The sequence below is a fragment of the Pseudomonas mandelii genome, from assembly GCF_900106065.1.
Classification (GTDB): Bacteria; Pseudomonadota; Gammaproteobacteria; order Pseudomonadales; family Pseudomonadaceae; genus Aquipseudomonas; species Aquipseudomonas mandelii.
Genome location: NZ_LT629796.1, coordinates 5,131,437 through 5,156,992 on the forward strand (window position 1 = coordinate 5,131,437; position 25,556 = coordinate 5,156,992).

A 25,556-nucleotide genomic window follows, 5' to 3' on the forward strand; every position below is an offset into this window, starting at 1 on the left:
TTATTTATCCTCCAGCAGGTGGGTGGCGAAATCGGTTCGCAGGGCATCGATGCCTTCCAGGCGATCGGCCAGCTCCGGGCTGCGCAGGGTCAGGCAGGCAATCAGCGCCTCGATCTGGGCCAGCGCCGGAACCATGGTGTCGAAGGCCGACACCGATTCCACCGGCGCACTGATAATCAGGTCGGCCATTTCCCGCAGCGGTGAAGCATAGATGTCCGTGAACAACACCACCCGGGCGTATCGGCTTTTCGCCGCATTGGCTACGCGCAGGGCCTGTGACTGGTAGCGGCGATAGTCGAACACCAGCACCACGTCCTGACGCTGCACGTCGAACAGCCGGTCCGGCAGTTGTGCGTTGTCTTCCAGGGCGAAACAGCCCGGGCGCAGCAAGCGCAAATGGTTGAGCAAATAATTGGCGAGGAAACTGCTGAAGCGCCCGCCAAAGCAGTGAACCTGATGACGGGTATCGAGCAGCCACTGCACCAGAATCCGCACATCTTCGGGTTGGGTCAGCGCATGGGTATCCACCAGCGCCCGATGGGTCTCCGCCAGGTAATGGCTCCAGGCGTCGTCTTTCTGAACATGAGAACGAAGCTGCAACAGGGCGCTGGGGGACCGGAGGCGGTGGTCCATGTCACTGAGCAAGGCATCCTGGAAATCGGCGTAACCGCTGAAACCCAGTTTTTTCACCAGCCGCACAATGGTGGGGTCGCTGACACCGGCATGTTCGGCCAAGCGTGACATCGGCCCCAGCCCGTTACGCGGGTATTGGTCCAGCAAGGCACGGATGACTTTGCGTTCCGCCGGCGTAAGGTCCAGGGCGGGATCGGTGATCAGGTCTCTGAGAGAGGGCATCCGGGCTCCTGCTGGATGGGTATGTCGGTTTTGTTTCATAAATCGCTAAAACAGTATTTATGTAGCGCATGCTACATGTCTAGCGAAACTTTCCGTGGTTTTTCAAGGCCCCAAAATGGGGCGAAAAGCCCGTGCGCTGAGGGCTACACGGAAGTCGACTGGCTTTGTAGTCCATCGCCCACACGGGTGTCAGAGATTGCCTAACTTAATGGGTTAAACAAGCTCGCGTCCCGTCGGTGCTGATGCAAACGAAACGCCCTGGATCAAGCGTCTTGCGGCACAATTGCGTGATTATCGGCGGCATCGAGCCGTTTTCCATTTCATCGACAGGGTGATAAACCGTGCAGGCAACCCGTTTGACCCTGATGTGCCACGCGCGAACAGTCGCACAAAAATTGGCGAGTTTTCCTACGAATGAGCCGTTGGAATTTTATGGCCAATTGGCAAAGGGATCGCGCAGCGGTCAGTTCGAGGGGGCGCCACGGGTGCTCTGTGGACCGGAGTTGCGCACGCAGCAGACCGCCGAGTTGTTTGGCAATGACGTTGAAATCGTTTCGGCCCTGAGGGATTGTGACTTCGGACGGTGGAGCGGGGTGCGGATCAATGACCTGCAAAAGTCCGAACCCGAGGCACTGCAAACCTGGCTAGATGATCCGACCTCGGCGCCCCATGGCGGTGAGTCGGTCGCGCAACTCTGTGAACGCGTGGCGCAGTGGCTCCAGGCCCTTGTGGCAACACCGGGGCATGTCCTTGCCATCACCCATCCCTTTGTCATTCGCGCAGCACTGACGCAGGTGTTGCAGGCCAAGGCATTCAACCTGATCGACGTCGAACCGTTGTCGGCCGTCGAGTTGCGGTTCACCGGCCGCTGGCGCCTGCGCTTGCTTGGAGGAGAAATTTGATGAAGAAGCTGCTGGTCATTGGCATCGGCGCCGGCAACCCTGACTACATCACAATGCAGGCCGTGAAGGCGCTGAACCTCGTCGACGTGTTTTTCCTGATGGACAAGGGCCAGAGCAAGGACAAATTGATCGACCTGCGCCGTGAGATCTGCGAGCGCTACATCACCGGTCACGACTACCGCTTCGTCCAAGCCCATAGCCCGGAACGCGAGCGCGGGGAGGTGGACTACAAGACCAGTGTCGACGATCTGAACCTTGCCAAGCAGCAGACCTTCGAGCGGCTGATCAATGAGGAACTGTCCGACGGCCAGTGCGGCGGTTTTCTGGTGTGGGGCGATCCGGCGTTGTACGACAGCACCCTGCGGATTTTGCAGGCGATCCTGGCCTCGGGCCGTTGTGCGTTCGAGTATGACGTGATCCCCGGAATCACCAGCGTTCAGGCGCTGGCGGCGCAGCACAAGGTACCGCTGAATCGCATCGGCCGCTCAATTGAAATCACCACCGGCCGACGGCTGGCAGCGGGGCAAGTGAGCGATGCCGACAGCCTCGTGGTGATGCTCGATGCCGAGGATTCCTACCATCAAGTGGCGGATCAGGAGACGGAGATTTACTGGGGCGCGTATCTGGGGACGCCGGATGAAATCCTGATCAGCGGCAAGCTCAAGGACGTGGCGCCGGAGATTGAGCGGGTGCGCAAGGCGGCGCGGGTGGCGAATGGGTGGATTATGGATACTTACCTGTTGCGCAAGCCTTGAGGTAAACGGTGCCTGAGCTGATGTCTTCGCGGGCAAGCCTCGCTCCTACAAAGGCGACGCAATACCTGTAGGAGCGAGGCTTGCCCGCGAAGAGGCCCTCAACCGCACCTCAAATAATGGCTTTGACCCCACGCCCAAACCGCTCCCGATACACTGACGGCGGCACGCCCACCACCCCACGAAACGCCACGCGAAAGCTTTCCACCGAGCGATACCCACACTGCGCGGCAATCTGGTCGGTGTTTTGCCCGGTGCTCTCCAGCAACTCCTTCGCCCGCGCCAGCCGCTCATGCTGCAACCACGCCTTGGGCGGCATGCCGGTGGCCTCGGTAAACCGACGCAGGAACGTGCGTTCACTCATGGCCGCCTCGCTCGCCAGTTCGCGAACCTCCAGCGGTTCGTGCAAGCGTTCCCGGGCCCACTGCATGACACGGGACAAATCGCTGCGCGGCGTCGGGCTGACGGGCGTAGGAATAAACTGCGCCTGACCGCCGGTGCGTTGCGGCGACATCACCAGGCGCCGCGCCACGGAGTTGGCCACCTGCGTGCCTAAGTCCCGCGTCACCAGGTGCAGGCACGCATCGATCCCCGCCGCGCTGCCCGCCGAGGTGATCAATTGACCGGAATCGACATAGAGCACATCCGGGTCCACCCGAATGTTCGGAAAACGTTCGGCCAACTCAGCGGCATAGCGCCAATGGGTGGTGGCGCCGTGCCCGTCCAGCAGGCCGGTCGCCGCCAGCACAAACACACCGGAGCAGATCGACAGCAACCGCGCTCCCCGCGCATGCGCCTGGCGCAGGGCGGCGAGCACGTGTTCCGGTACCGGCGCGTTGCGATCGCGCCAGCCGGGAATGATGATCGTGCGGGCCTCTTCGAGCAGTTCCATGCCGCCATCGGCCAGCACCTGAATCCCGCCCATGGCGCGCATCGGGCCCTGATCCACGGCGACGATACGATGCTCATACCAAGGGAAGTCGAACTCCGGCCGCGCCAGGCCGAAGATCTCCACGGCGATGCCGAATTCGAACGTACAGAGGCCGTCGTAGACCAGAATCGCGACCAATCCAGGGTTCGGTTGCATTTGGCGGAAAGTTCCCGGTAAGTGTCTTGTGCGCCACTGTAGCCGCAAGCGTCGGGCGGATAAAGTCTTCTCATACCCACTCAAGACTTTGGAGTACAGCCCATGACCAGCCAGGTCCGCGCCATTCCCGCAGCCCCTTCGGCCATTGCCCTGATGCACTTCAGCAACCGTCTGACCTTTGAAACCGATTGTTCCGACGTGTACGGCAGCCAGCAGTCCGGCGATGTGGATTTTGTCCTGGTGGACGTTCGCGGACCGTTGGCGTTCGAACGCGGGCATGTGCCCGGCGCGATCAACATTCCGGGACGCCTGCTCACCGCCGAGAGCCTGGCGGGTTACCCGACGTCCACCTTGTTTGTGGTCTATTGCGCCGGGCCGCACTGTAACGGTGTGCACAAGGCGGCGGTGAAGCTGGCGGCGCTGGGTTACCCGGTCAAGGAGATGATCGGCGGCGTGACCGGGTGGCTGGATGAGGGGTTGGAACTGAGTGTTGCGGTGCAGCGGCCTGCCACCACCGCTATCGGTTGCGAATGCTGATATTCAGACACCGCTGAACCATCGTGGCGAGGGAGCTTGCCCCCGCTGGGTGGCGCAGCAGCCCCGCAATCTTGGCAATTGTCGAAGATTTTTGGGAGCGCTTCGCACTCCAGCGGGAGCAAGCTCCCTCGCCACAAAAGCTCCGTTGCCACAAAGGCTCACTGGCCACAGGAGCCCGTCGATCCTTAGTTCAGCGACTGCTTGAGCACGCTGCCCACCAGCCATCCAGCGTTGCCTGCAACCATTCGAACACGGCTGCATGGGCGGCGCTGTCCTGTTGCCCCCCGAGGCAACGGCGACTCCTCTCCAAAGTGCGCATTGAGCATCGCCACCGACTCCGCATTCCACTCTGGATGAAACTGCAAGCCCACCCGCGTCGGCCCCCCGCGATACATCTGCTGTTCACATTGATCGCTGCTGGCCAGCACTTGCGCATCAGGCGGCAAGTCGATTGCGTCTTCGTGCCACTCCAGCACCTTCAGCGTCCGGCCATCGACGAACGTCACGGTGGTCCAGCCGGTTTCGGACCGATCCATCCGCCGCACGTTTCCTCCCAGACTCAGCGCCAGCAACTGCGCCCCCAGACAAATCGCAAACACCGCCGCGCCCTGATCCAGGCTTGCCGCCAGCCACTGCCGTTCTGCTTCCAGCCACGCCGGCCCGGCGTTGGATTCATAAGGTCCGCCCAGCACGATCACGGGCGCCGCGCTAACCGGCGGTAACTGGCCGAGGTCGGCGCGTAAGATGTTCAGCGTCACCCCTCTGGACGCTGCCCAATTGGCAATGGCGCCTGGACCTTCGGCGGGGTGGTGCTGGATCAGATTCAAGGTGGGCATCGGTACTCTCTGTAGTTTTTGCGTGTAGGTTTTGTCTGAAAAAAGGGCTTGTCCTACAGTCCTTGCACCGCCTTGGCGCACGCTTCAAGGGCTTTGAATGGAGCAGCCACGTTTCTATAAGTATTTGTCGCTTAAAAACAATTTGCCCATTAGAAGCCATTCTAGACTGCCGGCCACTTCGATCTTCACCGACCGAAAGTCATTCGAAAGCTGCCAATAAAAGCCTCCGCACACAGGAGTTATAAATGAAGAAGCTAGTGATGTTTGGTGCCTTGGCACTGTCGATGTTGTCCCTGACCGCCGTGGCCGATGACGCCAAGCCGATCCGCATCGGTATCGAAGCCGGTTACCCGCCATTCTCGATGAAAACCCCTGACGGTAAACTCACCGGTTTCGACGTCGATATCGGCGACGCGCTGTGCGAGCAGATGAAAGTGAAGTGCACCTGGGTCGAGCAAGAATTCGATGGCCTGATCCCGGCACTGAAAGTGAAGAAAATCGACGCGATCCTGTCGTCCATGACCATCACTGACGATCGTAAGAAGAACGTCGATTTCACCATCAAGTACTACCACACCCCGGCTCGTTTCGTGATGAAGGCAGGCACCGACATCAAGGACCCGCTGACCGAACTCAAGGGCAAGAAAGTGGGTGTGCTGCGCGCCAGTACCCACGACCGCTTCGCCACCGAAGTGCTGGTTCCGGCCGGTATCAACCTGGTTCGCTACGGCTCCCAGCAGGAAGCCAACCTGGACATGGTGTCCGGTCGCGTAGACGCGCTGCTGGCCGACTCGGTCAACCTGGACGACGGTTTCCTGAAAACCGACGCCGGTAAAGGCTTCGCGTTCGTCGGCCCGACCTACGAAGACGCCAAGTACTTCGGCGGCGGCGCCGGTATCGCTGTGCGCAAGGGCGATACTGCGCTGGCCGACAAATTCAACACCGCCATCACCGAAATCCGCGCCAACGGCAAGTACAAGCAAGTGCAAGACAAGTACTTCGACTTTGACGTTTACGGCCAGTAATCACGCCGTTCAAAAAAGTGGCAACCGTTGACGCGGTTGCCATTTTTTATGCCCTCTCTGTGTTGAAATGAAATCCCTTGTGGGAGCGAGCCTGCTCGCGAAATCGGTAGGTCAGCTGCATTTATGTTGACTGACACACCGCTTTCGCGAGCAGGCTCGCTCCCACAGGTGATTTTCGCCGTTCAGCCATTCAGGAGTGACCATGCAACGCATCGACCATCCTCTGCCCTGGAGCCACCTGGGCACCGAACGCACCCTCAGCGTGTTTCGTTACGGCGCGGGTCCTCGCAAGGTTTACATCCAGGCCAGCCTGCACGCTGACGAGTTGCCCGGCATGCGCACAGCCTGGGAGCTGAAGAAACGCCTGGCGGAACTCGAAACCCGGGGCCAGTTGCAGGGCGTGATCGAGCTGGTGCCGGTGGCCAATCCGATCGGTCTTGACCAGCACCTGCAAGGCAGCCATATGGGGCGCTTCGAGCTGGGCAGCGGCAAGAACTTCAACCGCGCCTTCGTTGAACTCAGTACCCCGGTGGCCGCATTGATTGGCGACCAGCTGGGTCAAGATGCGCAGGCCAACATCGCGCTGATTCGCCGGACCATGGGCCAAGTCCTCGACGACTTGCCGGCACCGGCTTCGCAGCTGGAAGCCATGCACCGCCTGCTGCTGCGGCACGCCTGCGAGGCTGACATCACGCTGGACCTGCATTGCGATTTCGATGCGGCCATTCATTTGTATGCGTTGCCACAACACTGGCCGCAGTGGCAATCCCTGGCCGCGCGTCTTAAGGCCGGGGTGGCGTTGCTCTGTGAAGACTCCGGCGGCAGTTCATTCGATGAGTCCTGTTCGTCGCCGTGGCTGCGCCTGGCGCGGGCCTTCCCCGAGGCGGCGATTCCCCCGGCCAATCTGGCGACGACGCTGGAACTGGGCAGCATGGGCGATACGCGAGTCGATCAGGCCCAGGCCAATTGCGAGGCGATTCTGGGGTTCCTCGCCGAGCAGGGTTTCATCACGGGCACCTGGCCTGCGGCACCCAGCGAGTGCTGTGAAGGCATGCCGTTCGAGGGCACCGAATACCTGTTTGCACCGCATCACGGGGTGGTCAGTTTTCTGCGTGATTCGGGTGAGTGGGTGGAGAAGGGCGATGCGCTGTTTGAGGTGGTTGATCCGCTGAGCGACCGCGTGACAACCGTGCGCGCCGGGACCAGCGGTGTGTTGTTTGCGATTGATCGCGGGCGGTATACGCAGCCGGGGACGTGGCAGGCGAAGGTGGCGGGGCGTGAGGTGATTCGGGTGGGGAAACTGGTTAACGACTGAGGGTTGTCGCCATTGCCAAAGGCCTCTTCGCGAGCAGGCTCGCTCCCACAGGTTTGATGTGCGACACACATCCACTGTGGGAGCGAGCCTGCTCGCGAAGACGGCATCAACAGCGCCACAAATCCCCTTGCTGTGCGCACAGTGTTAGGCTCCCCCCGAATCCTGCACTTGTGAAGGAAGGTTTATGTTGAAGTTTCTCGCTCTGCTGACGCTGCTGGCCTCGGCCACCGTCCACGCTGAACCCCCGCTGCACACTGATCTGCCGCTCAAATATCTTGAGCAGGCGCATCCCGAGTCCCGCCACCAGCCCCTGGTGATTTTCCTCCACGGTTACGGCAGTAACGAGCAGGACCTGTTCGATATCAAGGATCAATTGCCTGCGCAATACACCTTCCTGTCAGTGCGGGCACCGATGGTGATGGAGGAGGGCAGTTACAAGTGGTTTCGCGAGAAGGGCAACGCTGCCTACAACGGTGAGACCGATGATCTGAAGGCCAGCGGCCAGGTGCTGCTGGACTTCATTGCACAGGCGGCGAAGAAGTATCACACCGAACCCGACAAGGTATTCCTTGTGGGTTTCAGCCAGGGCGCGATCATGTCCTACGAGGTGGCGCTGCGTCATCCCGAAGCCGTCGGCGGGATTGCGGCGCTGAGCGGGCGGATTCTGCCGGTGCTGAAATCCGAACTCAAACCGGATGAAAAACGCCAGAAGCTGGCGATCTTCATCGGTCATGGCACGGCAGACAAACGCTTGCCGTACATCGACGGCACCGAGGCCAACAACCTGTTACAGAGCCTGTCTCTCAAGCCTGAGTTTCATGCCTACCCCGGTGTCGGTCACAGCATCAGTGCCACCGAAATGCAGGATTTGAGCGCCTGGTTGCAGCGCCTCAACCCCTGAAGCTTATTTGCCGCTGACGATCTGCTTGACCAGCGTCTCGTGGCCGCCGTTGTCGCTGAGGCGGGAAATCACCTGAACGATCGCCATGCGCGTGTTGGACGCGGCCATCACTGTGGTGTCGAGGGTTTTGCCGCCGCCCTGGGTGGCGGTGCTGTCGATCTGCCGCAAGCCCAGACCGGTGCCTTTCTGCGTCAGGCTTTTTTCGCTGAGTTTGGTGAAGTCCGGCAGCGCCTTGGCTTGTTCTGAGGCGAAGTCGGCCGCTGCGGAGTCGAGGAACGGACCGTCGTTATCCTTGACGTTGGCGCCACCGGGGATGGTGTTTTCAGCGGCGATTACGACGGTTTTGGTGGTCTGGTTGGTGTACATGGTGCCCGTTGCCCCGGCTGTACCGGTAGCCGCGTCGCCGGCCGGGAGCGGGTTGGCGATGAAGCCCTTGGGCAGGGTGAACTTGAACTTGCCGCCGAGCATCGAGACCACTTGCGCTGGCGCTTTATCGCTGGCGGTGGCCTTGGCGGCAGAGGCATTCAACGCCCCCAGGCTGGCGGCCGCCGTCAGTAACAGGACAACGGCTTTTTTACTCAACAATGACATTCGGAAACTCCAGGGATGATCGCGCATTCGCCGCAATCATCCCATGGAACACGATTTGTAGCAGCTGCCGAAAACCATCCTCACCACAGTCTCAGGCCTGATTTTGCGCTAACAGGTTATGACGGGTTTCTTCGTTGAACTCGGCCTTGAGCACCCATTTCTCCCTGAGACCCTGCGCACGCTGGGCGCCCGGGCGGGCGCTGATTTCATCGAACAGACGCTTGACGTTCGGGTCGGCCGCCAGGCCGTTCTCCCCGAGGATGTAATGCGCGTAGCCAGACGAGTAGCAGGGCAACGTTCATCGGGTTAGGCAGCTTTACTCGTTCGGAACAATTGAACGTGTTGCGGGCGCTCTATCGCTTGCGCTCGACGTGGCGATCACCGCCCCCGCGATGATCAACACGGCAGGCACGATCAGGATCGGACCGGCCTGGCTGCGTCCCACGGCAAGCAGCAATAACGTCGATATCAACGGTGCCAGATAGGAAAGCGCCCCCAGCGTCGCCAGACTGCCGTGTTTGGTGGCGTGGTCCCAGGCAAGAAATGCCAGCCCGACCGGCCCGAGGCCAAGCACCACAATCGCGGTCCATTGGCCGGGATCAGGCAGTACCGTGGTTTCGAAGGCCAGATGGCAAATCAGACCAGACGCGGCCGACATACCGCAGATCCCGCCGATGATGCTGCTGGGCACGTTGTTGAACCGTCGGTTGATCACCGAGTAACCGGCCCAGATCACCGCACAGCCGAAGGCCGCGAGATAACCGGCGATGGGCATCGATGCGCCAGCCTCCGGGCCGTGTTGTTGCATGATGAACGCGGTGCCGGCCAGCCCCAGCAGCGCGCCGAGCATTTGCCGCTTGTGCAGCTTTTCCCCGGCCGAGAACGCCGAGAGCAGCACCAGCAACAGCGGCCACAGGTAGTTGATCAGACTGGCTTCGGCCGCCGGGGCTACTTTGAGCGCGAAAAAATACAGCGCGTGATAAACGAAAATGCCCACGAACCCGGTCACCCATACCGCCCAGGGCTGTCGCCAGCTACTGAAGCCGGCGAGCCCGCGTCGACCCAGAATCACCAGGCTCGCCACAAACGCTATGCCGAAGCTCAGTGTCAGCAGTTCAAAGGGCGGAATGCCTTCGGTGAGGGTGGTCAACAGCGCGAGGCAGGACCAGAGAACTATCGCGATCACGCCAACGGCGGTGGCTGAGTGGGGGGGACGGACGAGGGACGATGCGAGACTCATGTCTGTTCCTTCAGCACGTAGCGGGCGACATCCTGGCCCTCTGGATGTGAAGGAGCTTAGCGTTTGATCGCTGATCGTCCAGTCTCGGTCGTCGAGTTGATCGGTCGCGCCAGCAAGCGCCTGGTTATGCCCAACATCCCCACGGACACCACAACACCGAGGGCAAAGGCGCTCATGCCCATGTCGGGCAACGCCAGCGCCAACACCAGGCAAAACGCCGCGAACGAATACATGCCGGTCGCCGTCGCCCGCAGCAATGCTGCCGTAAACGCCGGGCCGCGGGTTTGCTGGGAAAACACCGCCATCACGCTGCCGAGTACCGGGAACACCGCGAGCAAACCGCTCCAGCCTTCGCCGACGGTGCTGGCGAGTAAGGTCACGGCGAGGGTGAGCAGGGCGCCGGCCATCATGCGCAGCAGCAGTCTGTCGGACTTCGGCGCCGGGCCTGTAACGATGGGTTGCACACTGGGAAACAGGTACGGCGCCGCCAGCAGCGCGGTGGCGGCCGCGATCACCGAGAACATCAGCGAGGGGGGTATCAGCGAGAGCACCACGGCCACGGCGGACCAGACCAGCAGTGAAATGGTCAACGCCCATGGCCATCCTGCCCGTTGAGCGACCTGGGCGTAGGTCACGCAGAAGGCAATCATCGCGGACATCGCCGACAACGCCGCCGTCGCTGATTGAGCGGCGAACACCTGGCCTTGTTCGATGGCAAGGAAGAACAGAATCGGCCCGACCACCACCGGCAATCCCGACAGCCAACCGGCCACGCTGGGGCCCCAGCGTTTGCCTGCCAGGGAAATCAACAAGAGGAAGCCTGGAATCACCAGCAGCTTGAGCATCAGCACGCACACGTCTCCGACCTGAGTGAGGCGCCAACGTTAGCACTGCGGACGCAGGATTGCTCTAGGAATGAGGGGGTTTTGTATACAAAACTTGCAACTCAAATAATTGTACAAAACGTAGCTTTGCGTATAGGTTTTTAACAGATGCCCATGGTGAGAAAAACGCGATGAACAGACTCCGGTTGCGCCTGTATCACGGTGTGTTGTTGCTGGGATTGTCATGCACCCAGGCCTTGGCCAATTGGCAGGAGGCATTGCCCGGCGCGCAGATCATCGGCGCCGGCGAGTTTCGGGTGTTCGGATTCGATGTCTACAACGCTCGGCTCTGGAGTGCGGCCCGGCCTTTGGCGCCAGACCAGCCGTTTGCCCTGGAGCTGATCTATCAGCGCAGCATTTCCCGCGATGATTTGGTGCAGGCCAGTGTCGATGAAATCAAGCGGTTGTCCGGCGCCTCGGTCAGCACCGAGCAACTCGAGCGCTGGAAGGTGCAGATGCAACAGTCGTTCGTCGACGTAAAAGCCGGCATGCGCATTACCGGCGTTTATTTGCCGGGGCAGGGCGCGCGGTTCTTTGTCGGCCAGCAGCCGCAACACGAAGTGAAAGACCCGCAATTCGCCCGGGCCTTTTTCGATATCTGGCTCGACCCACGTACACGTAATCCGGAGTTGCGCCAGCAGTTGCTGGGCAGCGCCAAGCCTTGAGGTGCATGACATGTTGAAAAATCTGCTGCTGGTGTTGTGCGTCTGCCTGGCGGGTTGCAGCGTCGATGTGCAGCATTACAGCGAGCAAAACCCCAAGCTCGATCTACCCGGGTTCTTCGTCGGCCGAGTGGATGGCTGGGGAATGTTCCAGAAGCGCTCGGGCGAGGTGGTCAAACGCTTTCATGTGCTGATCAACAGCCGAATGGACGGTCAGAACCTGATCATGCATGAAGCCTTTACCTACAGCGACGGCACGAAGCAGACCCGTGTCTGGACGTTGTACCCGGACGGCCCTGGCCGTTGGCGCGGTACGGCCGGCGATGTGGTCGGCGAGTCTCGCGGTGAGGTCGCCGGCAACGCGCTGCACTGGCGCTATGAACTGAGCCTGCCGGTGGACGACAAGGTCTACCAGGTGCATTTCGACGACTGGATGTACTTGCTGGACGAAAACACCATGGCCAATCGCTCCGCCATGACCAAGTTTGGTGTTGAATTGGGCCAGGTGACCTTGTTCTTCCGCCGCCACGGCGCCTGATACCCGGGCATTTGCCCCTTGGGCGCAGGGGCTGAAACGTCTAAGCTGCGCTTTTCCACCTGTCGACGGATGTGTCCGTGAAATTCAGTTTGCCCAAGGTTGGCACTGCGCCATTTTGCCCGCCGGAAGTGGCGGGCAGCGTTGCAGTTGATCCCAACGCTTCATTTTTCAAACGCATGCTGCGCTTTGCCGGTCCTGGCTTGCTGGTGTCCATCGGCTACATGGACCCGGGCAACTGGGCGACCGCCATCGAGGCCGGTTCGCGTTTTGGTTACAGTCTGTTGTTCGTGGTGCTGCTGGCGAGTCTGGCGGGGATGGTGGTGCAGTGTCTGTGTTCGCGCCTGGGCATCGCCACCGGCCGCGATCTGGCGCAGCTGTCCCGGGAGCGCTACAGCACACGGACCGCGCGGACTCAATGGGTGCTGGCGGAAATCTCGATCATCGCCACCGATCTGGCGGAAGTGCTCGGTTGCGCGCTGGCCTTCCACTTGCTCCTGGGTTGTTCGCTGACTGTCGGCATCGCGCTGACCGCGTTTGACACGCTGCTGGTGCTGGCCCTGCAAAACCGTGGTTTCCGCCGCCTGGAAGCGATCATGCTGGTGCTGGTGAGCACCATCGGCGTGTGCTTCTTCGTCGAGTTGCTGCTGATCAAGCCGTACTGGCCGGACGTCGCCCGTGGGTTTACGCCGTCCCTTTCAGCCATTGGCGATGCCGCGCCGCTGTACCTGGCCATTGGCATCCTCGGGGCCACGGTGATGCCGCATAACTTGTACCTGCACACCTCGATCGTACAGACCCGAATGATCGGCAAGGACCTGGCCAGCAAGCGGGACGCGGTCAAACTGGCGCGGATCGATACCATTGGCTCTCTGGCGTTGGCGCTGCTGGTCAATGCGGCGATCCTGATCCTCGCCGCGGCGGCCTTTCATCAGAGCGGGCATACCGATGTGGTGGACATCCAGGACGCCTATCACTTGCTCGACCCGCTGGTGGGCGGCGCCTTGGCCAGTGTGTTGTTCGGGGTGGCCTTGCTGGCGTCCGGGCAGAGTTCGACGTTTACCGGGACCATCGCGGGGCAGGTGATCATGGAGGGTTATCTGAACCTGCGGATCCCGTGCTGGCAACGACGGCTGATTACCCGGGGGCTGGCGTTGATCCCGGCGTTCATCGGCGTCTGGCTGATGGGTGACAATGCGATCGGCAAGTTGCTGGTGTTGAGTCAGGTGGTGTTGAGTCTGCAGTTGCCGTTTGCGTTGTACCCGCTGATTCGCATGACCAACGATCACAAATTGATGGGACCGTTTGTGAATCGCTGGCCGACGCGGGTGTTGGCGTGGGGGTTGTTTGGGGTGATCAGTGGGGCGAATAGCTGGTTGATCTTGCAATTTTTGGGGTGACTGGGCCGGCCTCATCGCGAGCAGGCTCGCTCCCACAGTGGATCTGAGGTGAACACAAAACCCTGTGGGAGCGAGCCTGCTCGCGATGAACGATAACGCGGTTTTCCGGGCGGCCCGTTGCCCACGCTGAACCTGGTGAGATTTGCCTGAAGGCTGGGGCAAAAAAGAACCCGGTGCTTCTGATGACTGTCAGCCCAGACAGATACTGACTGTGGCGAGGTAGCTTGCTCCCGATCGAGCGCGAAGCGCTCGCAAAATCTTCGACAATTGCCGGGATTTTGGGGCTGCTTCGCAACCCAGCGGGAGCAAGCTCCCTCGCCACAAAAGCCTGCAACGCAGGAACACCGGGGGTGTTACCAGACTGCGCGGTTCTTCGTGGGTCCCCGCGCAGTCTGTTGAACGCTTTACGCCCGTTCGATCGCCAAAGCCACGCCCTGACCACCACCAATGCACAAGGTGGCGAGGCCTTTCTTGGCGTCGCGCTTGATCATTTCGTGCAGCAGGGTCACCAGCACCCGGCAGCCCGACGCACCGATCGGGTGACCGAGGGCGATGGCGCCGCCGTTGACGTTGACCTTGTTCAAGTCCCATTCCAGATCCTTGGCCACCGCCAGGGATTGCGCGGCGAAGGCTTCGTTGGCCTCGACCAGGTCCAATTGGTCGATGGACCAGCCAGCCTTGCTCAGGCAACGGCGCGTGGCCGAGACCGGGCCGATGCCCATGATTGCCGGGTCGACGCCCGCGTTGGCGTAAGCGGCGATTTTCGCCAGCACTGGAAGACCCAGGGCCTTGGCTTTGTCGGCGCTCATCAGGATCACGGCGGCGGCACCGTCGTTCAGGGACGAGGCGTTACCGGCAGTCACCGAACCGTCCTTCTTGAAGGCCGGTTTCAGTTTGCCCAGCGCTTCAGCGGTGGTGCCGGCACGCGGTTGTTCATCGGTGGCAAAGGACAGCGGATCGCCCTTGCGCTGCGGGATCAGGATCGGTGTGATCTCATCGACAAAACGCCCGGCTTCGATGGCAGCTGTGGCTTTCTGCTGCGAGGCCGCGGCGAAGGCGTCCTGTTGCTCGCGGGTCAGGTTGTACTTGTCCGCCAGGTTCTCGGCGGTGATGCCCATGTGGTAATCGTTGAACGCATCCCACAGGCCGTCGCTGATCATGGTGTCGACGATTTGCGCGTGCCCCATGCGCAGGCCAGTGCGGGCTCCGGGCATGACGTAGTTGGACAGGCTCATGTTTTCCTGGCCGCCGGCAATGATCACCTCGGCGTCGCCGCAGCGGATCGCCTGAGTGGCCAGGTGCAAGGCTTTCAAACCCGAGCCGCAGACCTTGTTCAGGGTCATCGCCGGCACGGTAAACGGCAGGCCGGCCTTGATCGCGGACTGGCGCGCCGGGTTCTGCCCGGCACCGGCGGTCAACACCTGGCCCATGATCACTTCATCGACTTCAGCAACGTCCAGGCCGGTTTGCGCCAGCAGCTGACGGATCACCGCGGCACCGAGGTCAACGGCGGACACATTGGCCAGCGAGCCCTGGAAACTGCCGATGGCGGTTCGGGTGGCGGCAACAATAACGACGTCTTGCATGGAAGAATTCCTCACTGGGCAGCGAACTGCATTTCCGGAACGTGATCCGGCACGATCAGTTTACCGGCGGTCTTGGCGACAATCTCTTCGACGCTGACGCCCGGCGCACGTTCTTTGAGAATGAACGCGCCATTTTCGATTTCAAGGTAAGCCAGGTCGGTCAGCACACGCTTGATGCACCCGGCGCCGGTCAGCGGCAGGCTGCATTTGGACAGAAGCTTGGACTCACCGTCCTTGGACGCGTGGGTCATGATGACGATGATGTTGTCCGCGCCGGCCACCAGGTCCATGGCGCCGCCCATGCCCTTGACCAGTTTGCCGGGGATCATCCACGAGGCGATGTTGCCTTGCACGTCGACTTCAAAGGCGCCCAGCACGGTCAGGTCGACATGACCCCCGCGAATCATCGCGAAGGACTCGGCCGAGGAAAAGATCGACGCGCCGATACGCGCGGTCACCGTTTGTTTGCCGGCGTTGATCATGTCGGCATCGATGGTTTCTTCAGTAGGAAAGGGGCCCATGCCGAGCAGGCCGTTTTCCGACTGCAGCATGACTTCCATGCCTTCAGGGATGTAGTTGGCAACGAGGGTCGGAATGCCGATGCCCAGGTTCACGTAAAAGCCGTCCTGCATTTCGCGGGCGACGCGTTGAGCCATTTGTTCGCGGGAAAGTGCCATTGTTATTTTTCCTTCAGGTCCGGGGGCTGGGGATCACTTACGCACGGTGCGCTGTTCGATGCGCTTCTCGAACGTGCCGCAAATGACTCGGTCGACGTAGATGCCAGGGGTGTGGATCTGCGACGGTTCCAGCTCGCCGGGTTCGACGATTTCTTCGACTTCGACCACGGTGATCTTGCCGGCAGTGGCGGCCAGCGGGTTGAAGTTCTGGGCGGTGTGGCGATAGATCACGTTGCCGAAGTGGTCGGCTTTCCAGCCTTTGACGATGGCGAAATCACCGGTGATGGATTCTTCCATCAGGTACTTGCGGCCATGGAATTCGCGCACTTCCTTGCCATCGGCAACCGGAGTGCCAACGCCGGTGGCGGTGAAGAAAGCGGGGATGCCGGCACCGCCAGCGCGCATTTTTTCGGCGAGGGTGCCTTGCGGGGTCAGGACGACTTCGATTTCGCCTTTGAGCAGTTGGTCTTCGAACAGTTTGTTCTCACCGACGTAGGAGGCCACCACTTTGCGAATCTGCCGGTCTTCCAGCAACACGCCGAGGCCGAAACCGTCGACGCCGCAATTGTTGGAAACCACGGTGAGGTCACGGGTGCCCTTGCGCTTGATCTCGGCGATCAGGTTTTCCGGGATCCCGCACAGGCCGAAGCCGCCGGCGATCACGGTCATGCCGTCTTCAAGACCTGCCAGAGCTTCCTCATAGGAACTCACGCGCTTGTCGAAACCTGCCATATGCACCTCTTTTATTCTTTGTGGGCGGCTGGCTAGCCGTATGGGTAGGAGTGTCTCGCTGGATGATTTATTTGTTAAGTTGATTTTTAAGGTTGATTGATAGATAAAACTCACCAATCACTTATCTTTAATACGTTGGAGCCCGCGCCCATGACAGTCAAGCAGATCCGCGCATTCCTGGCCGTGGCCCAGAGCCTGAGTTTCGCCGTGGCCTGCGAGCGGTTGCACCTGTCGCAATCGGCCTTGAGCCTGACCATCAAAGCCCTGGAGGAGGGGCTGGGCGGCCGGCTATTCACCCGCAACACACGGAATGTGGCGTTGACGGCGGAAGGCGAATCCCTGGTGCCCCTCGCTCGCCGGTTGATTGCGGATTGGGACAACGCCGAGGATGAACTGCGCCAGCGTTTCACCCTCCAGCGCGGGCGCGTGACCCTGGCGGCAATGCCGTCGTTTGCCGGCAATCTGCTGCCGCCGATCCTCAAGACTTTTCGCGCCCGTTATCCCAAGGTCAACGTCACGGTGAACGACGTGATCAACGAGCAAGTGCTGGAAATGGTGCGCGACCGGCAGGTGGAGCTGGGGGTGGCGTTTGAGCCGTCGCAGAGTTCATCGCTGGCATTCACGCCGTTGTATATGGACCGTTTCGTTGCCGTGGTACCGGACGACTCTCCCTTGGCGCAACGGCACGACATTGATTGGCAGACGTTGCTCAAGGAACCGTTCATTACCTTGCAGCGTCCGTCGACGGTACGGGTGATGCTGGAAGAACACTTGCAGGCCCGGGGGATGAAATTGCCGGTGGAGTTTGAAAGCCATCAGTTGGCGACAGTCGGAAGGATGGTGGCCAGCGGATTGGGCGTCAGCGCCGTGCCAGCCCTGTGCGCCGGGCAGATGCGCGAGTTGGGCGCACGGTGCATTACCTTGCGCGACCCGGTGGTGGAGCGGGCGATCGGGGTGCTGACCAAGCCAGGAGTGGAACTGTCGGCGGCGGCGCAGGCGTTGTTCGATATCCTCAAAGCCGAGAATCTGGGTGAGCGAGTGTCCATGCCCTGATCACAATCCCCTGTAGGAGCGAGGCTTGCCCGCGAAAAGGCACCTTCAACATTGAAGTCGACTGACACGACGCCTTCGCGAGCAAGCTTCGCTCCTACAGGGGTTTAGGGTGATGAGGGGGAGAGGTGCTGTGCCAGCAAGGGCAACAGCTGTTCGCACGAGGCCTCAATCTTCATATCCAGGAGGTCATCTGCCCGGGTCTTGCCCAGATTGACCGCCATCAACGGCTTGCCTTGATCCGCCACCACCCGGCACAAGCGAAACGCCGAATACGCCATCAACGAAGAGCCCACCACCAACAATCCCGCCGCCTGTTCCACCGCTGCCATGGCCTTGGCCGCCGTCACCTGCGCGACGTTCTCGCCAAAAAACACCACGTCCGGCTTCATCCGCTCACCCGCGCAATGCGGGCAGTGCGGCACCTGGAACCGCGCCTCGAACGCCGGATCCAGCAACGTGTCGCCGTCCGGCGCCTGCACCGCATCGACCCCGGCCAGATAGGGATTCTGCGCCTCCATCAGGTGCTGGATCGAATCCCGCTCGCTGCGCTGTCCGCAGTCCAGGCACAGCACCCGGTTCAAGCTGCCGTGAAGTTCGATCACATCATGGCTGCCGGCCTGATCGTGCAAGGTGTCGACGTTCTGAGTGATCAGCCCGCTGATCTGCCGGCTGCTTTGCAGACTGGCCAGGGCTTCGTGGGCCACGTTCGGTTGAGCCTGGCGCACGCGCGGCCAGCCGAGCATCGCCCGCGCCCAATAGCGGCGCCGTGATTCCGGGGCCGACAGGAACTCCTGATACATCATCGGTTGCCGGCCACGCCGAACGCCCTGGTTGTCGCGGTAGTCTGGAATGCCCGACGGGGTGCTGATGCCGGCGCCGGTCAGGACCATGAACGGCTGCTCGGCCATCAGCTGCTGGAGCCGGTCGAGTTGTTCGCGGATGCGGCGGTCAAGCATGTTCAACACTCCGGGTATCTTGAGTGTTTGCAGCGTAGCACTTGCCAACCTGCCGAATGCGAGCCCGTGAGCGGCGTGGTTATTTTCGCGCCTCCAGAATCAGGTTGAACGGCGTTTCCGTGGCCCGCCGGAAAGTCTTGAACCCCGCTTCGGTGAAGACCTTGCGCAACCGCGCTTCACCCGCCTGAGCGCCGAGCCCAAGGCCGACTTCCTGGGACAGCGAGTTCGGCGTGCAAATGAAGGTCGAGGCGGCGTAGAACAGCCGGCCAACCGGGGTGACGTTGTCGTCCAGCGAATCGTTGGCGAACGGTTCCACCAGCAGCACCGTGCCGTCTGGTTTCAGAGCGTCATAGGCGTGTTTCGCCGCGCCCACCGGGTCGCCCATGTCGTGCAGGCAGTCGAAATAGCAGATCAGGTCATAGTCGTCGCCGGGGAAGCTTTTCGCCGTGCCCTGAAAGAACCGCGCACGCCCGGACACGCCACCTTCTTCGGCGCGCTGGGTCGCGACGGTGACGGACGGTGCGTGGTAGTCGAAGCCGACGAACCGCGAGTCCGGGAACGCCTGGGCCATGATCACCGTGGAGGCGCCGTGTCCGCAGCCGATGTCGGCGACTTTGGCGCCCGCCTGTAATTTGGCGACCACGCCTTCCAGGGCCGGCAGCCACTCGGCGATCAGGTGCGCTTTGTACCCGGGGCGGAAGAACCGCTCCGTGCCGCTGAACATGCACGGATGGTGATCGCCCCAGGCCAGGGCGCCGTTGCCGCGCATGGCGTTGACCAGTTTGTCCTTGTCATGGAAAAACGACGCGACCACCCCGATACCGCCGGCGATATAGACCGGCGAATCTTCGATCGCCAGCGCCAGGGCTTGCTCTTCGGGCAGGCGGAACTGGCCGCCCTCGTGTTCCATGTAACCGGACGCGGCGTGGGCGCTGAGCCATTCGCGCAGCAGGCGGGGGTTGCAGCCGGTTTTGTCGGCGAGTGCTTCAGGGGTGATCGGCTGACTGTCGGCCATGGCCCGGTACAGGCCGAGCTCTTCGCCGAGGATGACGTTGGCAAGCATCGCCGCGCCGCCCATGTCGTTCACCAGTTTGCCCATGAAGTCATTGAGTCTGGCCTCGTCCATCACATGTGCTCCTTCAGCAGGATCACGGTCCAGAGGCCTTGTTTATCGAGGCGCACCTCTGGGCGGTGGTCGTGGGAATGAACAGGACGCTGTGCACGTCCCGCGTGCAGTAAGTTTAGTCCGAGCCCCGTGCGCGGCGGCCTGAAGCGACGAAAGCGCCATTCCCCTGGCCGACACAAATCCCCTGTAGGAGCGAGGCTTGCCCGCGAAGTCGCCGTGTCAGTCGACAAAAGTATTGCCTGACACTCCGTCTTCGCGGGCAAGCCTCGCTCCTACAAGAATTTGCGACGTGTATCGCACTGTATCCAGCCGCCGTCCCGATACATTCCACTTCATTCGCGGCTCCCACCGAACACAGACCAGATACAAACCTGCGATGAACTGTAAAGGCTACCCAGCGCCCGAAATCCGGGGCTGTCGAGGCACTTTTCAGGGTCGTCGCAACAGACGGCCGTCTTTGCTCGTGACTCCGTGAAGGGAACAATAATGACCACGCTCGTGCCTGAAACCGACCTGAAATCCGCTCCCGTCAACCATCTGCGCGTCGATCAGTACACCAACGGCCTCATTGGCCCCAGCCAGCCGATGCTCGGCCCGCTCGCCGACGGCGGCACCCTGATTACCGGCACACCGCCGGGTTGCTGGGGCCCGATGATCACGCCCGCCTTCGAGGGCGGCCACGAAGTGACGCAACCGGTGGCCATCGCTGGCGCGGAAATCGGCGACGCCGTGGCGATCAAGATCAAGAGCATGCGCGTCACCTCGCTGGCGACGTCGTCCGGGGTCATGAGCTTTGTTGAGGGGCGCTACAACGGCGACCCGTTTGTCGCCAAATTTTGCTCCAAGTGCGGCACCGACCACCCGGCCAGTCATGTCGAAGGCATTGGCGAGGAGTCGATTCGCTGTAACAACTGCGGCGCCGAGGTCAGTGCGTTTCGCTTCAGCCATGGCTACGTGATCGTGTTCGATGCACAGAATCAGGTCAGCCTGACCGTCAACCAGGACGTCGCCAACCGACTGGCCGGCAATGCCTCTGAAATGTCGGCGCTGCCGGAATTCGCCGCCCAGCATTCGATCCTGTCTCTGGCCCGTGCCGACATCCCCGGAGTTGCCGCGCACATGCGCCCGTTCCTCGGCAACATCGGCACCACGCCGTCCCGTGACTTGCCCGATTCGCACAACTGCGCCGATTTCGGCCAATACCTGATCAACGCCCCACACCGTTTCGGCATGACCCGCGAAGAGCTGCACGCGGCCAAGACCGACGGCCACATGGACACCAACTCGATCCGCGAAGGCTGCGTGTTGATCTGCCCGGTGAAAGTGCCGGGGGCCGGTGTGTACATGGGTGACATGCATGCCCAGCAAGGCAACGGCGAGATCGCAGGGCACGCCACCGACTGCTCCGGGGAAACCGAAGTGGTGGTGCAAGTGGTGAAGAACCTGACCCTGGACGGGCCGATCCTCCTGCAAAACCTCGACGATCTGCCGCCGATGGCCCGGCCCATGAATGCCCGACAACGGCAGAAAGTCCGCGAACTGGGCGAGCGCTGGGGTCAGCATGAAATCGAGCAGAGCGGGCCGATCACCTTTATCGGCAGCGGCGAGAACCTCAACGTCGCCGTCGAGAACGGCTTGAAACGTGCCGCTTCGGTCACCGGTTTGCCGTATGACGAAGTGCTCAACCGCGCGACCATCACCGGCTCGATCGACATCAGCCGCCTGCCGGGCACCGTGCGCGTGACCTTCCTGTGCCCGATGAACGTGCTCGATCGCATCGGCATCGGCCATCTGGTACGCGAGAAATACGACCTGGCGTAACGCCTGCCGAAGGGTCTGTACCGGAGTGTGTACAGGCCCGTCGGCGATACAACCGCCACGATGTTCTGCCGAACCGGAACACAGCCCCGATACATCGCTTCGGTTAACTGTGACTCCGTACTGGCAACCCTTGAGATCGACACCATGCAGACCCCCATCACCTCAGCGAAAGCGACCGTCGGGCTTGGCTTGCGTCGCGGATTAATGAAGGACCTCCAGGCCGCCCGTACCGGCGATTACGATTTCCTGGAAGTCGCGCCGGAAAACTGGATCGGCATCGGCGGCGCCCATGGCCATGCGCTGCGGGCCCTGGCCGAGCGTTTTCCGTTGTCTTGCCACGGCTTGTCGCTGTCGCTGGGTGGGCCGGCACCGCTGGACGTCGGGTTTTTGCAGGAAGTGCGGGTGTTCCTCGATCACTACAACGTGCCGCTGTACAGCGAGCACTTGAGTTATTGCAGCGATGACGGTCACCTTTACGACCTGTTGCCGTTGCCGTTTACCGAAGAAGCGGTGCACCACGTGTCCGCGCGAATTCGCCAGGCCCAGGACATTCTCGGCCGGCGCCTGGCGGTGGAAAACGTCTCCTACTACGCCGCGCCGCAGCAGGATATGGACGAAGTGACGTTCACCAACGCGGTGTTGCGTGAAGCCGATTGCGACCTGTTGCTGGACGTCAACAATGTCTACGTCAACTCGATCAACCATGGCTTCGATCCGCAGACCTTTCTGGCCGGCATCGATTCGGGCCGGGTGGTGGCGATGCACGTGGCCGGGCACTTCGATGAGTCCGACACGTTGAAAATCGACACCCATGGCGCGTCGGTGAAACCGGTGGTCTGGTCGTTGCTGGCCCAGGCCTACGCCCGGTTTGGCGCACAGCCGACATTGCTGGAGCGGGATTTCAACTTCCCCGCGTTCTCTGAACTGGTGACTGAATTGCAGACTATTCGTCGCTTGCAGGCCGAGGGGGTGAACCTTGGATAAGCCAGGCCTGTTTGACCAGCAAAACACATTGGGTCTGTACCTGCGTGACCCGGACCATTGCGCGCCGCCAGCCGGGATGGATGTGGCGCGGGCACAGGTTTACCGCGACCTGATTTTTTCCAACCTGTCGTTGTTGCTCAGCGGGACCTTTCCGGTGCTGATCAAGATTCTTGGTGATGAGCGCTGGCGTTCGCTGGTACGGATCTTCCTGCGGGACTGTCGTGCGCGTACCCCGAAATTCGGCGAAATCGCCCAGGAGTTTGTCGAGTTCCTGGCCTCGGAACCGAGTGCATTGGGCGAAGGTGTGTGGCCTCCGTTCATGGTGGAGCTGGCGCATTACGAGTGGGTCGAAATGGCGTTGCAACAGTCCGAAGCCGAGCCGTTGCCGCCGAGTGATGTGGCGTTGATTCTGGCGCGACCGTTGCTGGTGTCACCGTTGGCGTGGCCGTTGGCTTATGCCTGGCCGGTGCAGTTGGTGGGGCCGGATCATCAACCGGAAGCGCCACCGGTTCAACCGACTTTGCTGCTGGTGCGTCGAGCCGAGGACTGGAGTGTGAAATTTTCCGAGCTGAGCCCGCTGGCGTGGCGGTTGTTGCAGCGGATCGAGGCATTTCCCGAGCTGGACGGGCAGGCGCAGTTGGAAGGGCTGGCAGTGGAGGCGGGGGCCGTTGGATCGCCGGAGTTTATGGCGAGTGGCACGGCATTGTTGCGGCAGATGCATGGGGAAGGGGTGATTGGGTTTGCATGATCGTTCCCATGCTCTGCGTGGAAATGCCTCACCGGTCGCTCCGCGTCCGCTTCAGGGACGCGGGGCGTCCCGGGCTGCATTCCCACGCAGAGCGTGGGAACGATCACTGACAGGGGATGGTGTCTATTTTATGGGGCGGAAAAGAAATACCGCGTCAGGTGAAAGAAAATCGGCGCCGCGAAGCAGATCGAATCCATCCGATCCAGCATGCCGCCATGCCCTTTGATCATGGTTCCCCAATCCTTCGCGCTCAGGCTGCGCTTGATGGCGGACATGACCAGCCCACCGAGAAAACCCATCACCACGATCACCAGCGACATCAGCAGCGACTGCCAGAAACTGAACGGGGTCATCCAGAACATGCACCCGCCAATCAACGTGGCCGACAGACCGCCACCGACCAAGCCTTCCACCGTTTTCGACGGACTCACCAGCGGCGCAACTTTGTGCTTGCCCAATAGTTTGCCGAACACGTACTGCAACACGTCACTCAGTTGCACGACGAACACGAGATAGAACAGCAGCAGCGCGTTCTGCCCCTTGAAACCTTCCAGGTCCAGCAGCAATAGGGCCGGCGCGTGGCTGATGCAGTAGACGCAAATCATCACCCCCCACTGAATCTTGGCCGCCCGTTCCAGAAAAGCGTCGGTGTCCTGGCTCAGCACCGCAATCGCCGGCAACAGCAGGAACGCGTACACCGGAATCAACAGGGTGAACAGCGAATACCAGTGCGTGCCGATCAGCACGTATTGCAGCGGGATCAGAATGAAGAACGCCGAAAACAGCGCGTTATGGTCGCCCAGCCGGGTCGGCGTCAGGGTAATGAACTCCCTGAGCGCGAACAGCGAAATGAAGCCGAACAGAATAACCGTCGCGTTCCCGCCCAGCAGGTAGGACACGAAGAAGATGATGACCATGCCCCACCAGGCATTCACCCGCTGGTTGAGGTTCTCGATGGTGGACATCGAGCTTTCTGTTTTGGCGCGCTTCGCCAGAATTCGGCCGATGACCGAAGCGATTGCCAGCAGGACGGCAATGGCGCCGAAGAACCACAAGAACTTTTCGTCAAGATTCATTCCGACAACCTCACAATCGCTTCACGCGCCCGATCCAGAAACACCTGTTTTTCCTCGCCGCTTATCCTCGGCAGCGGGTCGCCGATACGGATCGTGCAGATAATGGGCAGCGGGACGTGTTTGCCTTTCGGCATGGAGCGATGCAGGTTTTCCAGGTAGATGGGCACCAGATCCACCTCGGGGAATGTCTCGGCCAAACGGTACAGCCCTGATTTGAAAGGACCGGGCAACGCCTCGCTGCCACGCGTGCCTTCCGGAAAGATGATGATCGAATGGCCGGCGCGCACCACATCGAAAATCGGCTCCAGCACGTTGACGCCGGGCGCCGGGTTACGCTCGATCAGCACTGCGTTCAGGCCTTTTTGCGAGATGTACGACAGAAATTTGTTCTTTCCCCAGTAATCCGCAGCGGCGACCGGTTTCACGTTCACCCGGGCTTCCGGGGGCAGCGCCGCGATGATTGCCAGGGTGTCCATGTGACTGGAGTGATTGGCGAAATAGATGCGCTGGCGTGTCAGGTCCGGCGGGCTTTCCCATCGGGCGGTGACGCCGATCAGGAAGCGAAGAACAGAAATCAGCGCGTTACTGATCCACATGAGCATTCCCCTTCAGCTGGCGCGAGATGGCCAAGGTTCGCGTGACGCAGGTCGCGGCGGATCCGGCCGCTATGATGACCAGCGCGATCAACAGCACGTAGTGAGTGCCATAAACGCTGGCCTCGACAGCATTCAACAGAAGGGCCACAGTCATCACGGCCATTCGATGCTGCTTGGCCATTGGGCCGATGAAACTCTGCTTCAGGCCAATCGAACCGCCGAACACCCTGACATACGCCGTCAGTGCCGCGGCCAGCGCCGCGAACCAGCCAAGATCGGCGTAGCCGATGGCATACCCCAGCGCGACGATCAGCAGGCTGTCGGCAATGCGGTCGGGGAATTCGTTGTAGAGGCTGCCGATGTCGGATTTCTTGCCGCCCTCGATCGCCACCATGCCGTCGAAGAGGTTGCACAGCAGGCGCAATTGAATGCCGACGGCGCAGAGGATCGAGCCGATGAGCCCGTTATCGAGATTCAGTGCCACCGCCCCGGCGAGCGCGAAGGCGATGCTGGCGACGGAGATCTGATTGGGGGAGATGTCTCGTTTCACCAGAAGGTCGGTGATGTATTTCGCCCAGCCCGCAGAGCGCGTCTTGATGGGCCTTCTGTTGTCATCCATTTTGCCAATATCCATATAAGTGTCGGTTGCTATCAGGGCATCGCCGTCGGCTGCTGCACG

General features: G+C 61.2%; 26 protein-coding genes and 2 pseudogenes. 13 read left to right on the forward strand and 15 right to left on the reverse strand.

The genetic code is table 11. From position 1 onward, the window contains the following. Window positions 1–855: a MurR/RpiR family transcriptional regulator gene (locus BLU63_RS23845; RefSeq protein ID WP_077749076.1), complete on the reverse strand. Its 855-nt coding sequence runs from the start codon at window positions 853–855 to the stop codon at window positions 1–3. A 341-nt stretch (window positions 856–1,196) separates the two neighbouring features. Here BLU63_RS23845 and BLU63_RS23850 point away from each other — a divergent pair, with 341 nt between their 5' ends. Beyond that, window positions 1,197–1,757: a histidine phosphatase family protein gene (locus BLU63_RS23850; protein WP_083376404.1), complete on the forward strand. Its 561-nt coding sequence runs from the start codon at window positions 1,197–1,199 to the stop codon at window positions 1,755–1,757. Further along, the gene (cobF, locus tag BLU63_RS23855; RefSeq protein ID WP_010455552.1) at window positions 1,757–2,512 is read left to right on the forward strand and encodes a precorrin-6A synthase (deacetylating); all 756 of its coding nucleotides are present in this window, start codon (window positions 1,757–1,759) and stop codon (window positions 2,510–2,512) included. Before BLU63_RS23850 ends, cobF begins: the two co-directional genes overlap by 1 nt. A 109-nt stretch (window positions 2,513–2,621) precedes the next feature. On the opposite strand, the gene ftrA is transcribed toward cobF, so the two are convergent. Further along, entirely contained in the window at window positions 2,622–3,596 is a 975-nt protein-coding gene (gene ftrA, locus BLU63_RS23860) for a transcriptional regulator FtrA (protein WP_010455550.1), read from the reverse strand. Between the two features lie 102 nt (window positions 3,597–3,698). On the opposite strand from ftrA, the gene BLU63_RS23865 reads away from it, so the two are divergent. Further along, window positions 3,699–4,133, forward strand: a complete 435-nt coding sequence (locus BLU63_RS23865) for a rhodanese-like domain-containing protein (protein WP_083376405.1) — start codon at window positions 3,699–3,701, stop codon at window positions 4,131–4,133. A 190-nt stretch (window positions 4,134–4,323) separates the two neighbouring features. Here BLU63_RS23865 and BLU63_RS23870 read toward each other — a convergent pair. Further along, a pseudogene (locus BLU63_RS23870) lies at window positions 4,324–4,969 on the reverse strand (type 1 glutamine amidotransferase). A gap of 245 nt (window positions 4,970–5,214) precedes the next feature. On the opposite strand from BLU63_RS23870, the gene BLU63_RS23875 reads away from it, so the two are divergent. From BLU63_RS23875 to BLU63_RS23885, 3 genes are all read left to right on the forward strand, one after another. After that, complete coding sequence (locus BLU63_RS23875; RefSeq protein WP_077749081.1) at window positions 5,215–5,994, forward strand: ABC transporter substrate-binding protein; 780 nt, start codon at window positions 5,215–5,217, stop codon at window positions 5,992–5,994. A gap of 202 nt (window positions 5,995–6,196) precedes the next feature. Continuing rightward, window positions 6,197–7,309: a succinylglutamate desuccinylase/aspartoacylase family protein gene (locus BLU63_RS23880; protein ID WP_083376406.1), complete on the forward strand. Its 1,113-nt coding sequence runs from the start codon at window positions 6,197–6,199 to the stop codon at window positions 7,307–7,309. A gap of 184 nt (window positions 7,310–7,493) precedes the next feature. Then, window positions 7,494–8,210, forward strand: coding sequence for an alpha/beta hydrolase (locus tag BLU63_RS23885; RefSeq protein WP_077749083.1), 717 nt, complete (start codon window positions 7,494–7,496; stop codon window positions 8,208–8,210). 3 nt (window positions 8,211–8,213) lie between these two features. Here BLU63_RS23885 and BLU63_RS23890 read toward each other — a convergent pair whose 3' ends face one another. The 4 genes and pseudogenes from BLU63_RS23890 to BLU63_RS23905 form a co-directional block, all read right to left on the reverse strand. After that, on the reverse strand, window positions 8,214–8,801 hold the full coding sequence (locus BLU63_RS23890) for a DcrB/PsbP domain-containing protein (RefSeq protein ID WP_010455538.1): 588 nt from the start codon (window positions 8,799–8,801) through the stop codon (window positions 8,214–8,216). Window positions 8,802–8,892: 91 nt separating this feature from the next. Continuing rightward, window positions 8,893–9,081 (reverse strand): annotated as a pseudogene (locus BLU63_RS23895) (glutathione S-transferase family protein); the annotation flags it as partial. Window positions 9,082–9,117: 36 nt separating this feature from the next. After that, window positions 9,118–10,041 (reverse strand): aromatic amino acid exporter YddG, encoded by a 924-nt coding sequence (gene yddG, locus BLU63_RS23900; protein ID WP_083376407.1) that lies wholly within the window; start codon window positions 10,039–10,041, stop codon window positions 9,118–9,120. A gap of 56 nt (window positions 10,042–10,097) precedes the next feature. Continuing rightward, window positions 10,098–10,892 carry a hypothetical protein gene (locus BLU63_RS23905; protein WP_083376408.1) on the reverse strand — a complete coding sequence of 265 codons (795 nt, stop codon included), beginning with the start codon at window positions 10,890–10,892 and terminating at the stop codon, window positions 10,098–10,100. A 164-nt stretch (window positions 10,893–11,056) separates the two neighbouring features. Here BLU63_RS23905 and BLU63_RS23910 point away from each other — a divergent pair, with 164 nt between their 5' ends. The 3 genes from BLU63_RS23910 to BLU63_RS23920 all read left to right on the forward strand — a co-directional run bounded on the left by BLU63_RS23910 (window position 11,057) and on the right by BLU63_RS23920 (window position 13,522). Next, on the forward strand, window positions 11,057–11,590 hold the full coding sequence (locus BLU63_RS23910) for a chalcone isomerase family protein (RefSeq protein ID WP_010455529.1): 534 nt from the start codon (window positions 11,057–11,059) through the stop codon (window positions 11,588–11,590). Window positions 11,591–11,600: 10 nt separating this feature from the next. Then, the gene (locus BLU63_RS23915) at window positions 11,601–12,125 is read left to right on the forward strand and encodes a DUF3833 domain-containing protein (RefSeq protein ID WP_010455527.1); all 525 of its coding nucleotides are present in this window, start codon (window positions 11,601–11,603) and stop codon (window positions 12,123–12,125) included. A gap of 77 nt (window positions 12,126–12,202) precedes the next feature. Beyond that, the gene (locus tag BLU63_RS23920) at window positions 12,203–13,522 is read left to right on the forward strand and encodes an Nramp family divalent metal transporter (RefSeq protein WP_077749086.1); all 1,320 of its coding nucleotides are present in this window, start codon (window positions 12,203–12,205) and stop codon (window positions 13,520–13,522) included. Window positions 13,523–13,926: 404 nt separating this feature from the next. Here the strand turns inward: BLU63_RS23920 and BLU63_RS23925 are convergent, their stop codons facing one another. From BLU63_RS23925 to BLU63_RS23935, 3 genes are read right to left on the reverse strand one after another with little or no spacing between them, the layout of a single operon-like run. Continuing rightward, window positions 13,927–15,108: an acetyl-CoA C-acetyltransferase gene (locus BLU63_RS23925; RefSeq protein WP_083376409.1), complete on the reverse strand. Its 1,182-nt coding sequence runs from the start codon at window positions 15,106–15,108 to the stop codon at window positions 13,927–13,929. 11 nt (window positions 15,109–15,119) lie between these two features. Next, entirely contained in the window at window positions 15,120–15,785 is a 666-nt protein-coding gene (locus BLU63_RS23930) for a CoA transferase subunit B (RefSeq protein WP_010455523.1), read from the reverse strand. Between the two features lie 33 nt (window positions 15,786–15,818). Next, complete coding sequence (locus tag BLU63_RS23935) at window positions 15,819–16,517, reverse strand: CoA transferase subunit A (RefSeq protein WP_010455522.1); 699 nt, start codon at window positions 16,515–16,517, stop codon at window positions 15,819–15,821. Between the two features lie 150 nt (window positions 16,518–16,667). Here BLU63_RS23935 and BLU63_RS23940 point away from each other — a divergent pair, with 150 nt between their 5' ends. Further along, complete coding sequence (locus BLU63_RS23940) at window positions 16,668–17,570, forward strand: LysR family transcriptional regulator (protein WP_077749088.1); 903 nt, start codon at window positions 16,668–16,670, stop codon at window positions 17,568–17,570. A 104-nt stretch (window positions 17,571–17,674) separates the two neighbouring features. Here the strand turns inward: BLU63_RS23940 and BLU63_RS23945 are convergent, their stop codons facing one another. Both BLU63_RS23945 and BLU63_RS23950 read right to left on the reverse strand, forming a co-directional pair. Then, complete coding sequence (locus tag BLU63_RS23945; RefSeq protein ID WP_083376410.1) at window positions 17,675–18,526, reverse strand: NAD-dependent protein deacetylase; 852 nt, start codon at window positions 18,524–18,526, stop codon at window positions 17,675–17,677. Window positions 18,527–18,605: 79 nt separating this feature from the next. Then, on the reverse strand, window positions 18,606–19,652 hold the full coding sequence (locus BLU63_RS23950; protein ID WP_010455519.1) for a class I SAM-dependent methyltransferase: 1,047 nt from the start codon (window positions 19,650–19,652) through the stop codon (window positions 18,606–18,608). Window positions 19,653–20,138: 486 nt separating this feature from the next. Here BLU63_RS23950 and BLU63_RS23955 point away from each other — a divergent pair, with 486 nt between their 5' ends. The 3 genes from BLU63_RS23955 (at window position 20,139) to BLU63_RS23965 (ending at window position 23,205) form a co-directional block, all read left to right on the forward strand. After that, window positions 20,139–21,473 (forward strand): acetamidase/formamidase family protein, encoded by a 1,335-nt coding sequence (locus tag BLU63_RS23955; protein WP_077749089.1) that lies wholly within the window; start codon window positions 20,139–20,141, stop codon window positions 21,471–21,473. Window positions 21,474–21,617: 144 nt separating this feature from the next. Further along, on the forward strand, window positions 21,618–22,457 hold the full coding sequence (locus BLU63_RS23960) for an HvfB family MNIO-type RiPP peptide maturase (protein WP_083376411.1): 840 nt from the start codon (window positions 21,618–21,620) through the stop codon (window positions 22,455–22,457). Beyond that, complete coding sequence (locus BLU63_RS23965) at window positions 22,450–23,205, forward strand: HvfC family RiPP maturation protein (RefSeq protein ID WP_083376412.1); 756 nt, start codon at window positions 22,450–22,452, stop codon at window positions 23,203–23,205. Before BLU63_RS23960 ends, BLU63_RS23965 begins: the two co-directional genes overlap by 8 nt. Before the next feature lie 128 nt (window positions 23,206–23,333). Here BLU63_RS23965 and BLU63_RS23975 read toward each other — a convergent pair whose 3' ends face one another. From BLU63_RS23975 to BLU63_RS23985, 3 genes are read right to left on the reverse strand one after another with little or no spacing between them, the layout of a single operon-like run. Next, entirely contained in the window at window positions 23,334–24,281 is a 948-nt protein-coding gene (locus BLU63_RS23975) for a phosphatidate cytidylyltransferase (RefSeq protein WP_010455511.1), read from the reverse strand. After that, the gene (locus tag BLU63_RS23980; RefSeq protein ID WP_077749092.1) at window positions 24,278–24,877 is read right to left on the reverse strand and encodes a lysophospholipid acyltransferase family protein; all 600 of its coding nucleotides are present in this window, start codon (window positions 24,875–24,877) and stop codon (window positions 24,278–24,280) included. The genes BLU63_RS23975 and BLU63_RS23980 overlap by 4 nt, the downstream gene beginning before the upstream one ends. Continuing rightward, on the reverse strand, window positions 24,864–25,496 hold the full coding sequence (locus BLU63_RS23985) for a CDP-alcohol phosphatidyltransferase family protein (RefSeq protein WP_083376414.1): 633 nt from the start codon (window positions 25,494–25,496) through the stop codon (window positions 24,864–24,866). Before BLU63_RS23985 ends, BLU63_RS23980 begins: the two co-directional genes overlap by 14 nt. Window positions 25,497–25,556: the final 60 nt, after the last annotated feature.

What these genes read in the sequence shown, in the direction of transcription:
- BLU63_RS23925 (WP_083376409.1), bottom strand. Translation starts at nt 15,108, where the DNA reads ATGCAAGACGTCGTTATTGTTGCCGCCACCCGAACCGCCATCGGCAGT.
- BLU63_RS23880 (WP_083376406.1), top strand. Translation starts at nt 6,197, where the DNA reads ATGCAACGCATCGACCATCCTCTGCCCTGGAGCCACCTGGGCACCGAA.
- BLU63_RS23975 (WP_010455511.1), bottom strand. Translation starts at nt 24,281, where the DNA reads ATGAATCTTGACGAAAAGTTCTTGTGGTTCTTCGGCGCCATTGCCGTC.
- BLU63_RS23865 (WP_083376405.1), top strand. Translation starts at nt 3,699, where the DNA reads ATGACCAGCCAGGTCCGCGCCATTCCCGCAGCCCCTTCGGCCATTGCC.
- cobF (WP_010455552.1), top strand. Translation starts at nt 1,757, where the DNA reads ATGAAGAAGCTGCTGGTCATTGGCATCGGCGCCGGCAACCCTGACTAC.
- BLU63_RS23950 (WP_010455519.1), bottom strand. Translation starts at nt 19,652, where the DNA reads ATGGACGAGGCCAGACTCAATGACTTCATGGGCAAACTGGTGAACGAC.
- BLU63_RS23845 (WP_077749076.1), bottom strand. Translation starts at nt 855, where the DNA reads ATGCCCTCTCTCAGAGACCTGATCACCGATCCCGCCCTGGACCTTACG.
- ftrA (WP_010455550.1), bottom strand. Translation starts at nt 3,596, where the DNA reads ATGCAACCGAACCCTGGATTGGTCGCGATTCTGGTCTACGACGGCCTC.
- BLU63_RS23960 (WP_083376411.1), top strand. Translation starts at nt 21,618, where the DNA reads ATGCAGACCCCCATCACCTCAGCGAAAGCGACCGTCGGGCTTGGCTTG.
- BLU63_RS23910 (WP_010455529.1), top strand. Translation starts at nt 11,057, where the DNA reads ATGAACAGACTCCGGTTGCGCCTGTATCACGGTGTGTTGTTGCTGGGA.
- BLU63_RS23980 (WP_077749092.1), bottom strand. Translation starts at nt 24,877, where the DNA reads ATGTGGATCAGTAACGCGCTGATTTCTGTTCTTCGCTTCCTGATCGGC.
- BLU63_RS23935 (WP_010455522.1), bottom strand. Translation starts at nt 16,517, where the DNA reads ATGGCAGGTTTCGACAAGCGCGTGAGTTCCTATGAGGAAGCTCTGGCA.
- BLU63_RS23955 (WP_077749089.1), top strand. Translation starts at nt 20,139, where the DNA reads ATGACCACGCTCGTGCCTGAAACCGACCTGAAATCCGCTCCCGTCAAC.
- BLU63_RS23885 (WP_077749083.1), top strand. Translation starts at nt 7,494, where the DNA reads ATGTTGAAGTTTCTCGCTCTGCTGACGCTGCTGGCCTCGGCCACCGTC.
- BLU63_RS23915 (WP_010455527.1), top strand. Translation starts at nt 11,601, where the DNA reads ATGTTGAAAAATCTGCTGCTGGTGTTGTGCGTCTGCCTGGCGGGTTGC.
- yddG (WP_083376407.1), bottom strand. Translation starts at nt 10,041, where the DNA reads ATGAGTCTCGCATCGTCCCTCGTCCGTCCCCCCCACTCAGCCACCGCC.
- BLU63_RS23940 (WP_077749088.1), top strand. Translation starts at nt 16,668, where the DNA reads ATGACAGTCAAGCAGATCCGCGCATTCCTGGCCGTGGCCCAGAGCCTG.
- BLU63_RS23985 (WP_083376414.1), bottom strand. Translation starts at nt 25,496, where the DNA reads ATGGATGACAACAGAAGGCCCATCAAGACGCGCTCTGCGGGCTGGGCG.
- BLU63_RS23890 (WP_010455538.1), bottom strand. Translation starts at nt 8,801, where the DNA reads ATGTCATTGTTGAGTAAAAAAGCCGTTGTCCTGTTACTGACGGCGGCC.
- BLU63_RS23930 (WP_010455523.1), bottom strand. Translation starts at nt 15,785, where the DNA reads ATGGCACTTTCCCGCGAACAAATGGCTCAACGCGTCGCCCGCGAAATG.
- BLU63_RS23945 (WP_083376410.1), bottom strand. Translation starts at nt 18,526, where the DNA reads ATGCTTGACCGCCGCATCCGCGAACAACTCGACCGGCTCCAGCAGCTG.
- BLU63_RS23875 (WP_077749081.1), top strand. Translation starts at nt 5,215, where the DNA reads ATGAAGAAGCTAGTGATGTTTGGTGCCTTGGCACTGTCGATGTTGTCC.